This is a genomic window from Jujubicoccus corallicola (assembly GCF_047345645.1).
Classification (GTDB): domain Bacteria; phylum Pseudomonadota; class Alphaproteobacteria; order Rhodobacterales; family Rhodobacteraceae; genus JBLEFH01.
Genome location: NZ_JBLEFH010000010.1, coordinates 14502 through 27077 on the forward strand (window position 1 = coordinate 14502; position 12576 = coordinate 27077).

A 12576-nucleotide genomic window follows, 5' to 3' on the forward strand; every position below is an offset into this window, starting at 1 on the left:
CCTCAAATCCCGGCGGCGAGCGCGCAAACCGCGCCGTAAGCCGCCATGGACAGGCCGTAAATGTGAACTTTGCCAAGCGGCAGGCCCGGCCAGATGCGCCCTGCTGCCGCGACGCCGAACCCGCCGACAATCGCGCCGAGCAACAGCCCGTGGATGCGGGCAGGCAGTGCGCCGACGATCAGCCAGCAGACCAGCAAACCCGCCAGCGCAATCGCCCCGCCGAGGATGTAATTCGGCTTTTCCTCAACCTTGAACCGGCTCATGCCGCCTTCTCCCGCTTGCTGGCGACCGGCACGACCTTGGCATCGCGGATCTCGACCGTCGCCTTGATCGCGCCCTTGCGGCCGTCTTCATAGGTCACTTCGGTCTCGGTGTAGATCTCGTCCTTGCCGTCATAGAGCGCGGCCACGAGGTCGGCATATTTCTCTTCCACGAAATTGCGGCGCACCTTGCGGGTCCGGGTGATCTCGCCATCATCCGCGTCGAGTTCCTTATGCAGGATCAGGAAGCGGTGCACCTGACAGCCGGACAGCATCTCGTCTTCGGCCACGCTTTTGTTGACCTCATTCACATGGCTTTCGATCATCTCATAGACACGCGGATGCGCGGCGAGTTCCTGATAGCTGGCATAGGCGACATTGTTGCGCTCGGCCCAGTTACCGACGGCGTTAAGGTCGATATTGATGAAGGCCACGCAGCGGTCGCGATTGTTCCCGAAGAGGACCACCTCAAGAATATTGGGATAGAATTTCAGCTTGTTCTCAACATATTTCGGCGCGAACAGGCTCCCATCGGCAAGCTGGCCGACATCCTTGGCGCGGTCGAGAATCCGCAGATGGCCGCTTTCCTTCTCAAAGAACCCGGCATCGCCGGTCGCGACCCAGCCCTCTTCATCCTTGGTCTTCGCGGTGGACTCAGGGTTGTTGAAATACTCCACAAAGGTGCCTGGCGAGCGGTAGAAAATCTCGCCACTCTCGTCGATCTTGATCTCCACCCCCGGCGACGGGACGCCCACCGTATCGGCCCGCACTTCGCCATCCGGCTGCTGGCAGATAAACACGGTCGCTTCGGTCTGGCCGTAAAGCTGTTTGAGGTTGATCCCCAGCGAGCGGTAAAATTCGAAAATCTCCGGCCCAATCGCCTCGCCCGCCGTATAGCCGACGCGCACGCGGCCAAGGCCGAGCGTGTCCTTCAGCGGCCCGTAGACGAAGAGTTTGCCAAGCGCATATTTCAGCTTGTCCATCCCGCCGACGGATTTGCCGTCGAGAATCGCCGGGCCCACATTTTTCGCGTGATCCATGAAGTAGCGGAACATCTTCTGCTTGATCTTCCCGGCATCCTCCATGCGGATCATCACATTGGTCAGCAGACCCTCGAAAAACCGGGGCGGCGCAAAGAAATAGCTCGGCCCGATCTCCCGCATATCCGCCTGCATCGTCTCCGGGCTTTCGGGGCAGGAGACGCAGAACCCCGCCCAAAGCGCTTGGCCCGTCGAGAAGATGAAATCCCCGACCCAGGCCATCGGCAGATAGGCCAGCACGGTGTCGTTTTCATTGAGATTGTCGAATTCCGAGGTGAGTTTCGCCGTCTCGATCACATTGCGGTTCGACAGGACCACGCCCTTCGGCTTGCCCGTCGTGCCGGAGGTGTAGAGCATGACGCAAATATCGTCATAGGTGATCGCGGAGAGCCGTTGCTCCATCTCCGGCCAGAGGCGCGCGTGACCGGCCCGGCCTTCCGCCTGTACATCGGCAAAGGCGTTCAGATGGGTGTGGTCATATTTGCGCATCCCGCGCTTATCGACATAGATGATCTCCTGCATCTTCGGCAGGCTGTCCTTCACCTCAAGGATCTTGTCGACCTGTTCCTGATCCTCGACGACCGCGAAACGCGCGCCGCAATTCTCCAGAACATAGGAAATCTCTTCCGCCGTGCCATCCGCATAGAGCGGCACCGGCACCGCGCCCACGGCCTGCGCCGCAATCATCGCCCAGTAAAGATAAGGCCGGTTGCGCCCGACAATCGCCAGATAATCGCCCTCATTGATCCCGAGCGCGATCAGACCCATGGCGAAATCAATCACTTCGCTCTGCGTCTCGTCCCAGGTCCAGCTTTGCCAAATCCCGAACTCCTTCTCCCGCCACGCGGCGCGGTTCGGCATTTTGGCGGCATTTCGGGCGAGCAGGCGCGGGAAGCAATCCTCCCCCGCCAGCGGCACATGGCGCGTCTGATCCAAAACTGTATCCTCCCTGTGGGCGCGTTCGCCCGGCTGCGGTTTCGGTCCGCTTGTCTGCCATATAAATGAACGCATGTTTCGAGAGTTTGTCCAGAATCTAACGAATTGTAACAGCAGGAAAGTCCATGATTTTTAACGAAGAAAATCGCGAAATTCTGGAAACCCTGCTCCAATGGCGGCGGGATGTGCGCCATTTCCGGCCCGGCGCGATTCCCGAAACGCAGGTGGAGACCCTGCGCCGCGCCATGGATTACGCGCCCTCGGTTGGCAATGCGCGGCCCTGGCGGGTGATCCGGGTCGAGGATGCGGCCCTCCGCCAAGCCGTGCGGGAGAATTTCGCCGCGGCCAACGAGAGCGCCGCCAGCATCTACGACAGCGACCGCCGCGCGGCCTATGCCAAACTGAAACTCGAAGGGTTGGAGATCGCGCCCCTGCACCTCGCCATTTTCACCGATCTGTCCCCCGCCGCCGGTCACGGGCTTGGCCGCCAGACCATGCAGGACACGCTGATCCAGTCCACCGCCATGGCGATCCATGGCCTCTGGCTCACCGCGCGGGCGCTCAATCTCGGGCTCGGCATGGTCTCCATTCTCGACCCCGCCGAAATCGAAACCCTCCTCCAAACTCCGCCCGACTGGCGCTTCACGGCCTATCTCTGCATCGGCCACCCGGCGGCGCATGACGACACGCCGCTCCTCCACCGCACCGGCTGGCAGGAGAACAGCGACACCGCCTGGCACACACGATAGGCTTGCCCGCGGCGCAAAACGCGGCCTATCCTCGCGGCCATGCTCAAACCCTCGACCCTCGACCGCGCCCAATTGCTGCAAGCCGGTCTCGACCTGATCCAGCCCGCGATCTCCATTTTCGACTCGCGGCTGCGGCTGGTCGTGTGGAACCGCGCGTTCGAGATCATGTTCGCCCTGCCTCCGGAGCTGTTTCAGGTCGGCACGCCCTTCGATCAAATCGTCCGCACCCTCGCTGAGCGCGGCGAATACGGCCCCATCGACAATCTCGATGAATGGGTGGCGGAGCGCGTGCTTCAGGCCGAACGGTTCGAGCCGCATTATTTCGAACGGGTGCGCGCCAATGGCGGCACGCTCGCGATTGAGGGCCACCCGCTCGATGATGGTGGATGGGTCGCCGTTTACACCGATATTTCCGCGGCCAAGGCGCAGGAGGCGCTGCTGCGGGAGCGCTCGGATCATCTGTCGGACCAGCTTCTCGCCCGCTCCGAACGCCTCGCCGCGACCAACCGCGCGCTGGAGGCGACCGTGCAGCGGCTGGAAACCACCAAGCGCGAATTGCTCGACAGCAAGAACCGCACGCGCCTCGCCACCGAAGTCACCCCCGCCCATATCGCCCATATGGGCCGCAACCGGATCTACACCTATTCCAACCGCCAGTTGGAGCAGGTCATTCCGGGCCGCCCGCGCAACATCGTTGGGCTCGACGCGGAAACGGCACTTGGCAGCGAAGCCTATGCCGCCATCGCCCCCTATCTCGACCGGGCCTTTGCGGGCGAAAAATGTATCTTCGAGTTCGATCTCGACGGGCTCTCCCGCCGCATCCGCGCCATCTTCGCCCCGGTGATCGACGAGGAAGAGGTTGTCGGCATCTCGATCCTCTCCATGGATGTGACCGAAGAGGCCAAGGCCCGCGCCATCCTCCAGCAATCCCGCAAGCGCGAATTGGCGGCGCAAATGACGTCCGGCCTCGTCCATGATTTCGGCAATCTGCTGACCATCATGCTGGGGCTGGAGGACCGGCTCTCGCGCATGGACGGCCTGCCGGAGGACGCCCGCCACAAACTCGGCGCCATGCGCGCGGCGGCGATGCGCGGCACGGCGCTCCTCGACAATCTCACCAATTTCACCGGGCGGCGCGAGCTGCGCCCCCGCGACACGGACCTGACCGCGAGCCTCAAAACCGTGGCCGATCTCGCCCGCCCGACCTTCCACAAGGATCTGAGCCTTCAGGTGAAAATCGACCCGCGCCTTGGCCGCGCCAAGATCGACGAAGGGTTCTTTCAGGACGCGGTGCTGAACCTCATCTTCAACGCCCGCGACGCGATCCGCGCCGATGCGGGCCGGGTCTCGCTCACCGCCCGCAAACGCCCTGGCAACTGGTTCACCCTCACCGTGCATGACAGCGGGCCGGGCTTCTCGGAGTCGGCGCTCAACCACGCGCTCGACCCGTTTTTCACAACCAAATCGGACGGCACGGGGCTCGGCCTCGCCAGCGTCTACGACTTCGCGCAGATGTGCGGCGGGCGGCTCACCTATGGCAACCGCAAGGCGGGCGGCGCCTACGTCACCCTGCTGATCCCTCATGAGCCCGCCGCCGCGCAAATGGCCCGGCGCGCGACCCGCTCGAAACTCGTGCTGCTCGTCGAGGATACCGAAGAGCTGCGCCACACCATCCGCGACATGCTCCGCGATATGGGTCATCAGGTGGTCGAGGCGATCAGCGCTGAGGAAGCGCTGGAGCTGGCGCATCTGCCCGAGGTCGAAGCGATCCTTTCGGACCTCATGCTGGCGGGCGAGATGACCGGTCTCGACCTCGCCCGCGCCCTGCCGAAAACCCGCGCGCCGATCCTCATGACCGCCCTGCCGCGCAGCCACCCCTTGCGGCGTGCCGCGGAGACGGACTATCCCCTTCTGGCAAAACCCTTTGGTGCCGCAGAGCTTCGGGAGGCGCTCGAATGAGCCTGATCGCGATTGTCGAAGATGACGAGATCATCCGCGAAATGATCGTCGAAGCTTTGGGCGATGCGGGGATGGAGACCGTCGATTTCGCCTCTGCCGCCCGGTTCGAAGCCGCGCTGCCGGACCTCGCGCCCGATCTCTGCCTCATGGATCTCGGCCTGCCGGATCGCGACGGGCTCGCGCTCATCCAGAAGGTCACGGATCGCGGCGTGCCTGTCATCATCGTTTCGGGGCGGCGGGAGTTGCATGACCGCGTGTCCGGCCTTGATCTCGGAGCCGATGACTACATCACCAAACCCTTCGAAATGCCTGAACTTGTGGCGCGAATCCGCGCGCAACTTCGCCGTGGCCGCCCGCAAAGCGCCGAGAGCGGCACCCGCGAGCGCGCCCAGTTTGGCGGCTGGACCGCCGATTTCCGCGACTATTCGCTAACCCATGAAGACGGCCGCCTCGCGCAATTCAGTCAGGCGGAGGGCGATGTGCTGCGCTGCTTCCTCGCCAGCCCGAAACGCCTCATCAGCCGCAGCCAGATGCAGGACCAGCTTGGCGGCGCGGCGTCTGAGGCCTTCGACCGGGCCGTCGATGTGCGCATCTCGCGCCTGCGCGGCAAACTGGGCGACGATCCGAAAAACCCGACGCTGATCCGCACGATCTATGGCGCGGGCTATCTCTTCCTCGCCGATGTGCGTTGGCTCTGAAGACGCAAAAGGCCCGCCACAAGGGCGGGCCAACATCATCATAAAGCGCGATGCTTAGGCGGTTTCGCCTTCAACCGTTGCACCTTTGCCGATCTCGATCTTGCGCGGGCGCTTGGCTTCCGGCACTTCACGCACGAGGTCGATATGCAGCAGGCCATTCTCGGTAAACGCGCCGGTTGCGCGCACATGGTCGGCCAGTTGGAAACGCTTCTCAAAAGCGCGGGCGGCGATGCCACGGTGCAGGAAGGTGCGCTCCTCATCCTTGTCCTCGATACGGCCTTTCACCACGAGTTGCCCGTCGCGGCTCTCGATCTCCAGATCCGCATCGGCAAACCCGGCGGTCGCCAGCGTGATCCGGTAGTCATTCTCGCCCGTTTTCTCAATGTTATAGGGCGGGTAGCCCGAGCCATTATCCGCGCTCAGCGCTGCATCAAGCAGCCCGGCAAGGCGGTCAAAGCCCACAGTGGAACGGTAGAGGGGGGAAAGATCATAGTTTCGCATTTTTGCATCCTTTCAAAGCGATACAGTTGGTATGCCCCTCCCTTTTTCGGGACGAGGCGGTCTCGCCGAACCCTTCTGGCGTCCGGCATGAGAGAAATGTGGGCGCAATTTTTCCGGTTTCAAGAGGCGGTCAGCGGCGGCGCGGCATCCTGAGCCACGCCAGCGCCAGCGCGGCAGAAATCAGCAACAACCACGCCCATGGCGGCAATGCCGGCTGCGCCGTGATGTTCGTGACCTCCTGCGCATCGCGGGCCACCGCGCCGATCCAGCCGCGCCCGTAAGCCCGCCGCCCCGGCTCCACCCGGCGCAGGCGCGGCGTCTCCTCGTCGAGCCGCACGAAGGCCCCGCCCGCGGCGTCGGCCTGCGCGGCCAGCGGCGTCTCGCTCCGCAAGACCCGGTCCAGCTCCGCCGTCCGCGCCGCACCGACAAAGGCCGCCGCTTGCAAATCACCCGATTGCCCTTGCCAGATGCCCTCCGCCGCATCCGGCAAACGCGCGGTATAAACGCCATCCGCGCCGGACCAGTCGAGCGTGTCCTCTCCCTCCGGCCCGGTCAACACCAGCGGCGGCGGCGCGTCCGACAGGCTCCGCCGTTCGGCAATCAGCGCGCCCGCCTCGGCTCGCATCTCCAGCTGCTCCGCCTCCAGCTCCGGCGCTTTCATCAGCCAATGGGCAATGCGCCGCATCGTCTCGCGATACGGCCCGCCGCCCTCATAATCCCGCGCCCAAAGCCACACCTGATCGGACCCCATCAGCCCGACGCGGCCCTCCCCGGTTTCCGCGATATGAAAGAGCGGCCCGTCGCCTTCGAGAAGCGTCGCACCCTCTCCGACCCGCAGCGGAATTTGCCGCGCCCATGGCCCCGGCTCGACATCCCGCAAGGGCGCGGTCACCGGATGGCGCGCGCCCGCTTCGGTCAGGGCGGGCGTGAACAGATCATCGCGCACCCCGCCCGTCGGCTGGCCCGGCAAGACCCGCGCCAGCGGCCCATTGGCGACCGAGCGCACCCCGGTGAATTCCGGCCCCGCAATCACCATCAGCGCACCGCCCGCCTCGACCCGCTGCGCCACATTGTCGAGATAGGCGGCAGGCAGGTAGTCCGCCCCCTCGAACCGGTCGAATATCACGAGATCGAACTGGTCCAGCAACTCCTCGAACAGCGTCTCGGTCGGGAAGGCGATCAGCGCCAATTCGCTCTCAGGCACGCCGTCATATTTGTCGATGGTCCGCAGGATGGTGAAATGCACCAGATCCACCGCCGGGTCCGATTTCAGGAACCCGCGCAGCGCCCGCCCGCCGGGATAGGGCCGTCCCGAGACGAGCAGCACCCGCATCCGCTCCTTCGCCGCCGTGACCTCCAGCGCCACGCGGTTATTGGCGACGGTGAGTTCCCCCTCCAGCGGCGCAAGCTCGGCGAAAATCTGGTGCCGGCCCGCGCGCTCCAGCGTCAGCGGGATCTCCAGCGGCGCGCCCTCGGTCAAGCGGTGCGTCTCCTCCGCGCCATTGCGCCAGAGCCGCAATTCCATCTCCGCCGCGCCCGTCGCGGTAAAGGTCAGCGGCACCGTCTCACCGACCAGCCCATAGTCCGGGGCCTCCGCCATCAGCCGCAAATCGCGCTCCGCCGCGCTCCCGGTCAGCAAAACATGCACCGGCGCGCCGATCTCGGGCAGCATCCCCTGGTCGATCACCTGCCCATCGCTGATCAGCACAATCGCCGCCACCCGGTCCGGGTCGATCCGGCGCAGCGTGTCGCGCAAGGGCGGCATCACCTCGGTCCCGCGCGGCCCTTCCACCGCGCTGACCTCGATGATCTCCGCCTCCTCCAATTCCAGCGGCAAAGCGGTCTGCTGGGCCCGTTCCCCCAGCCGATTGCTGGCGCTCTCATCGCGCAGCACGATCACCACGTCCGACAGCGGCGTGCCCTCGATCTCCTGTTTGAGCGGCCCGGCCAGCACGGTCAGCAGCAGCGCCCCCGCCAGCAAACGTCCGCCCTGCCCCGCAAGGCGTGGGAAAGGCAGCAACGCCGCCACAAGCAGCGCCGCCAGCGCGCCAAGCGCCCAAAGGGGAAGATGCGGCGCCCAACTCATCGGCGCATCCGATCCATCAGATTTTGCACATGAAGCTGGTCCGATTTGTAATTCCCGGTCAGCGCATACATCACCAGATTGACGCCGAACCGCATGGTCAGCTCGCGCCGGAACGCACCGTCATAGCCCGAGCCGACCGGCCGCATGGCCGCGCCCAGCCCGTCCACCGCCCAGGCGGCGGCCCAATCCCCATTGCCGATCAGCACCGAAGACACCTGATCGCCCGCCGCCGCCCAGATCTGCACCGGGCCAAGCCGCCCCATGATCTGCGGCAAGAGGTAGTAGCTGCGGCTCAGCACATGATCACTGTCCACCGGCGCAAGCGGCGGCAGGGTCAGCCCGCTGGTCAGCCGCGCAAGGTCCGGGCCTTCGCTCCCGTCGATCAGAAGCATCCCGCCATTGGCGAGATAATCCTGCATCGCCGCCCGTCCGCCCGCGTCCAGCACCTGCGCCGTCACCGGCCAGTAAAGCAGCGGATAGAGCGCCAGCGGATCGCGCCCCGGCACCACGCCTTCGGGGGCCGCCGGCTCCACCGCCGTGCGCCGCGCCAGTTCCGCACTCAGCCCGCGCAAGCCCGCGGACGAGAGATCATCCACCGCCGGATCGCCGGTTTCCACATAAGCCAGCACCGTCTCCAGCGCCGGGATCGGGGCCGTCTGCGCCTCGGCCTTTGGCGCAAGCGCGGCCAGCGCCAACAGCACCGGTGCAAAACGCCGCGCGACCCGGCCCGAGCCAAGCGCCTCTGCCGCCAGCAACAGCATCGCCAGCGCCAACAGCAAGGGCGCAATGGGCCGCGCCGTGGTGGCCGCGCCAATCTCGGTCACGCCGGGCAGCGGCCCTGCCGCGACGAGGGCCGCGTCTGGCCCGAGGAGCGGCACCCCCGCGCGCTGTCCGCCGCGCCGCCACAGCCCCGGCGGGCGCTCCGGCCCCGGCGGTCCGTCCAGTTCCGCACTCACCGCGCGCGGCGGTGGGCGCAGCCGGCCTTGCTCATCGACCATCTGCTCTAGCACCCATTCGCCTTCCGGCACCTCGGCCAGCGGCCCGCGAATTTGCGCCAGCCGGTCGATCATCCCCAAAAACAGATCCGACAGCGGCAGGTCCGACCATCCCGGCGCAGGCGGCACATGCACGAAAAGCCGCGCCCCCGCGCCGCTTGTATCGGTCCCGCTCACCAAGGGCGTGCCATCTTCGAGCGGGATCAGCACCTCCGCCCCCGCACCGAGCAACACCTGCTGGCGCACGGCGATCTCCGCATTGCCGCCGAGCCCCGTCAGCACGCCGCGCCCGGCCTGAACCGTCTGCGGCGGGCGCTCGGACAGCGCTTCGCCAAAAGACCGCGCCCCCTCGCCCAGCGGCGCGGGCAAGCTCTCGTCATTCTCCATATCCGCGGTCGCAAAACGCATCAGCCGCCCGCCATCCGCCGCCCAATCGTTCAGCCGCGCCGCATCCTCCGGCCCGATCTGCGCGATCCCGGCGATGATGATGAGATCCGCCCCGGACTCCACCGCATCGGCAATCGGAAGCGCGCTCACGGCCCGGCCCGCCAAAGCGCGGCGCAGGTAAAACAGCGGGTCCGCCAGATCCGCCCGCTCGCCGCCTTGCGGGCCGACCAGCACAATCCGCGCCGCCCGCGACGCATCGCCCAGCGGCACCACAGCCCCGGCATGGCGCGCGCCTTCCAGCGCAAAATGGGTCATCCGCGCCAGATGTCCCGGCGGGATTTGCGGGGTCAGCGCCGCCCCCTCCACCGTCCAATTGGTGAGCGCATCGCCCTCTGCCATCAACGTCACCTCGGCGGGCGCTGCCGTCCCGCGCCGCAGGACACGCAGGCCGTTCTCCTCATCTGTCGCGAGCGCCATCAACGGCGGTGCCATGATCCGCCGCGACACCGCCCCGCGCGCTGCCAGCGCCTCTGCAAGCGCCGCGTCGCCGTCCCGCGCGAGCCCATCGGAGAGCCACAGCGTTTCGAAATCCTCGCCCTCGGCCACCACCTCCGCCAAACCGCGCGGGTCCGGTGCCCAAGGCGCGGGCCGGGTTGCAGCGAGGCGGCCAATCGCCTCATCGGCGGTGGTGAAATTCAGCGGCCCCGTCACCGGTTCGGCCAAAGACACAAGCGCCACGGGCCGCCCGCTCCGCGCCGCATCCCGCAAACTGTCGCGCAAAAAGGCGCGGCGGTCGGGCCAGTCGGGCGCGCTCGCCCAGCCGCCATCGTAAAGAACCAGAAGCCGCCCCTGACCCGGCGTCGTCGGGCGCAGCACCGGCCCGGCCAGCGCGACGATCACCAGCGCGGCAATCGCCAGCCGCAAGAGCCGCAGCCAGAGCGGCGTTTGCGACAAGGGCGCGCGGGTCGCGGGCGCATCACGCAAAAGGTCCAGCCCCGGAAAGGCAATCTCGCGCGGGAGCGGCGGCTTCGCCCGCATCGCCAGCCACAAAAGCGGCAGCGCGAAGAGGCCAAGCAGCAGCCAAGGCGCGGCGAACCCGATCATCGGAGCGCCACCAGCGCATCGCGCAAGGACCGCAGCGCCGCGCGCATCGGCAGGTCCGTCTCCACCGAAACAACCCGAAAGCCCGCCTGTCCCGCCATCTCCGCCAAGCGCCCGCGCCACGCCGCGAGTTTCTCCAAATAATGCGCCCGCGCGGCACCGGCATCCGGCAGATCGAGCGGATCGCCCTCCCCGGTCAGCCGCACATAGCCCGCATAGGGAAAATCCCGCTCCGCCGGGTCGAGCAGATGTACCAGAACGCCCGCAACGCCCCGTCCCGCATAGGCGCGGAGCAGCGCGGCAATGTCCTCCGGCGCATCCCAAAAATCCGAAATCAACACGGCCCGTCCATGACGATGCAGCGGCAGCGCCTGCGCCGCGCCGCCGGGCCGCACATGCAGCGCGCCCGGCCCCTCAAGGCTGACCACCCGCTCGCCGCCGCCCTCCAGCGCCAGCGCCGCCGCTTCCAAAAGCCGCGTGCCGTAATCCTGTTTGGACACCCCGCCGCTCGCAAAATCCATGCTCGCCCGCGCCGCGCACCAGAGCCCCGCCTCGCGCGCGACCTCCCATTCCGTTTGCCGCAAATAGAGCGTGTCGCCCCGCGCCGAGCGCCGCCAATCAATGGCTTGCGCCGGATCGCCGGGCTGCGCCGCGCGGTATTGCCAGAAGGAATCGCCCTGCCCGGCCATCGCCCGCCGATGCGCCCCGCGATACTGCGCGCCGCTCAGACCCGGCAGCGAAATCGGGATTTCGGCGGCCAATGCGCGGGCATCGGGCAGGGTTTGGGTCACAGAGGCAGTCCCGCCTGTTCCAGTGCCGCGCGGATGATGTCCTGCGGATCGCGCCCCTCGGCCTCCGCGCCATAACTCAGCGCCAGCCGGTGAATGAGCGCCGCACTCGCCAGCGCCGACACATCCGACACATCCGGGGCCGCGCGGCCATCCAGAAGCGCCCGCGCCCGGATCGCCAGCACCAGCGCCTGCGCGCCGCGCGGACCGGGGCCAAAACGCAGATCCCGCGCCTCGGCAATCGCATCGGGCTCACCGGGGCGCAGCGCGCGGGTGACGCTCAGGATCGCCTCCATCACCTGCTCGCCCACGGGCATCTGGCGCACAAGCCGTTGCGCCTGCTGCAATGTTTGCGGGGTCGCGACCTCGGCGGTGGTCAAATCCTCCGCCCCGGTGGTCGCCAAAACGATTTCCCGCTCGGCATCGCGATCCGGGAAATCCACGTTGATTTGCAAAAGGAACCGGTCGAGCTGCGCCTCGGGGAGCGGATAGGTGCCCTCCTGCTCCAGAGGGTTTTGCGTGGCCAGCACATGGAACGGCGCGGGCAGCGCCCGATGCGCGCCAGCAATCGTCACCTCTTTTTCTTCCATCGCCTGAAGGAGCGCCGACTGGGTGCGCGGGCTGGCCCGATTGATCTCATCCGCCATCAAAAGCTGGCAAAACACCGGCCCTTCGATGAAACGAAAGGCCCGGCTCCCGTCGCGCGCGGTCTCCAGAACCTCGGCCCCGAGAATGTCGGACGGCATCAGATCCGGCGTGAACTGCACCCGGTTCGTCGCCATGCCGAACACCCGGCCAATCGCCCGCACGAGCCGCGTTTTCGCCAGACCCGGCGCACCGACCAGAAGCCCGTGACCGCCAGACAAAAGCGCAATCAGCGCCCCGTCGATCACCCGCTCCTGCCCGATCACCGCCCCCGCAAGGGCCGCGCGCGCCGCGCCAAGCTCCTCGGCAATCGGATCGAATGCCTGGGCCGGGCTGACAAAATCCTCCATGAACACTATCCTTAGATCATTCGGGCGCGAACACCCTGTTCACGCCGACACTAGCGCCCGTGGCGAGAAAGGCAAACTCAC

Annotated in this window: 10 protein-coding genes; 3 read left to right on the forward strand and 7 right to left on the reverse strand. The window is 66.6% G+C overall.

Annotation, left to right across the window (positions count from 1 at the left end):
• Positions 1-2: 2 nt before the first annotated feature.
• Entirely contained in the window at positions 3-263 is a 261-nt protein-coding gene (locus tag ACMA5I_RS14160) for a hypothetical protein (RefSeq protein ID WP_525886928.1), read from the reverse strand.
• Positions 260-2236 carry an AMP-binding protein gene (locus ACMA5I_RS14165; RefSeq protein ID WP_525886929.1) on the reverse strand — a complete coding sequence of 659 codons (1977 nt, stop codon included), beginning with the start codon at positions 2234-2236 and terminating at the stop codon, positions 260-262. Before ACMA5I_RS14165 ends, ACMA5I_RS14160 begins: the two co-directional genes overlap by 4 nt.
• Before the next feature lie 125 nt (positions 2237-2361).
• On the opposite strand from ACMA5I_RS14165, the gene bluB reads away from it, so the two are divergent.
• From bluB to ACMA5I_RS14180, 3 genes are read left to right on the forward strand one after another with little or no spacing between them, the layout of a single operon-like run.
• Positions 2362-2985 (forward strand): 5,6-dimethylbenzimidazole synthase, encoded by a 624-nt coding sequence (gene bluB / locus ACMA5I_RS14170; RefSeq protein WP_525886930.1) that lies wholly within the window; start codon positions 2362-2364, stop codon positions 2983-2985.
• Between the two features lie 39 nt (positions 2986-3024).
• Complete coding sequence (locus tag ACMA5I_RS14175; protein ID WP_525886931.1) at positions 3025-4944, forward strand: PAS domain-containing hybrid sensor histidine kinase/response regulator; 1920 nt, start codon at positions 3025-3027, stop codon at positions 4942-4944.
• Positions 4941-5642: a response regulator transcription factor gene (locus ACMA5I_RS14180; protein ID WP_525886932.1), complete on the forward strand. Its 702-nt coding sequence runs from the start codon at positions 4941-4943 to the stop codon at positions 5640-5642. The genes ACMA5I_RS14175 and ACMA5I_RS14180 overlap by 4 nt, the downstream gene beginning before the upstream one ends.
• A gap of 54 nt (positions 5643-5696) precedes the next feature.
• On the opposite strand, the gene ACMA5I_RS14185 is transcribed toward ACMA5I_RS14180, so the two are convergent.
• The 5 genes from ACMA5I_RS14185 to ACMA5I_RS14205 all read right to left on the reverse strand — a co-directional run bounded on the left by ACMA5I_RS14185 (position 5697) and on the right by ACMA5I_RS14205 (position 12495).
• On the reverse strand, positions 5697-6143 hold the full coding sequence (locus tag ACMA5I_RS14185) for an Hsp20 family protein (RefSeq protein ID WP_525886933.1): 447 nt from the start codon (positions 6141-6143) through the stop codon (positions 5697-5699).
• A 130-nt stretch (positions 6144-6273) separates the two neighbouring features.
• Positions 6274-8229 carry a hypothetical protein gene (locus tag ACMA5I_RS14190; protein ID WP_525886934.1) on the reverse strand — a complete coding sequence of 652 codons (1956 nt, stop codon included), beginning with the start codon at positions 8227-8229 and terminating at the stop codon, positions 6274-6276.
• Positions 8226-10715: a DUF4159 domain-containing protein gene (locus tag ACMA5I_RS14195; RefSeq protein ID WP_525886935.1), complete on the reverse strand. Its 2490-nt coding sequence runs from the start codon at positions 10713-10715 to the stop codon at positions 8226-8228. The genes ACMA5I_RS14190 and ACMA5I_RS14195 overlap by 4 nt, the downstream gene beginning before the upstream one ends.
• Complete coding sequence (locus tag ACMA5I_RS14200; protein ID WP_525886936.1) at positions 10712-11503, reverse strand: DUF58 domain-containing protein; 792 nt, start codon at positions 11501-11503, stop codon at positions 10712-10714. Before ACMA5I_RS14200 ends, ACMA5I_RS14195 begins: the two co-directional genes overlap by 4 nt.
• Positions 11500-12495 (reverse strand): AAA family ATPase, encoded by a 996-nt coding sequence (locus ACMA5I_RS14205; RefSeq protein ID WP_525886937.1) that lies wholly within the window; start codon positions 12493-12495, stop codon positions 11500-11502. Before ACMA5I_RS14205 ends, ACMA5I_RS14200 begins: the two co-directional genes overlap by 4 nt.
• Positions 12496-12576 lie beyond the last annotated feature (81 nt).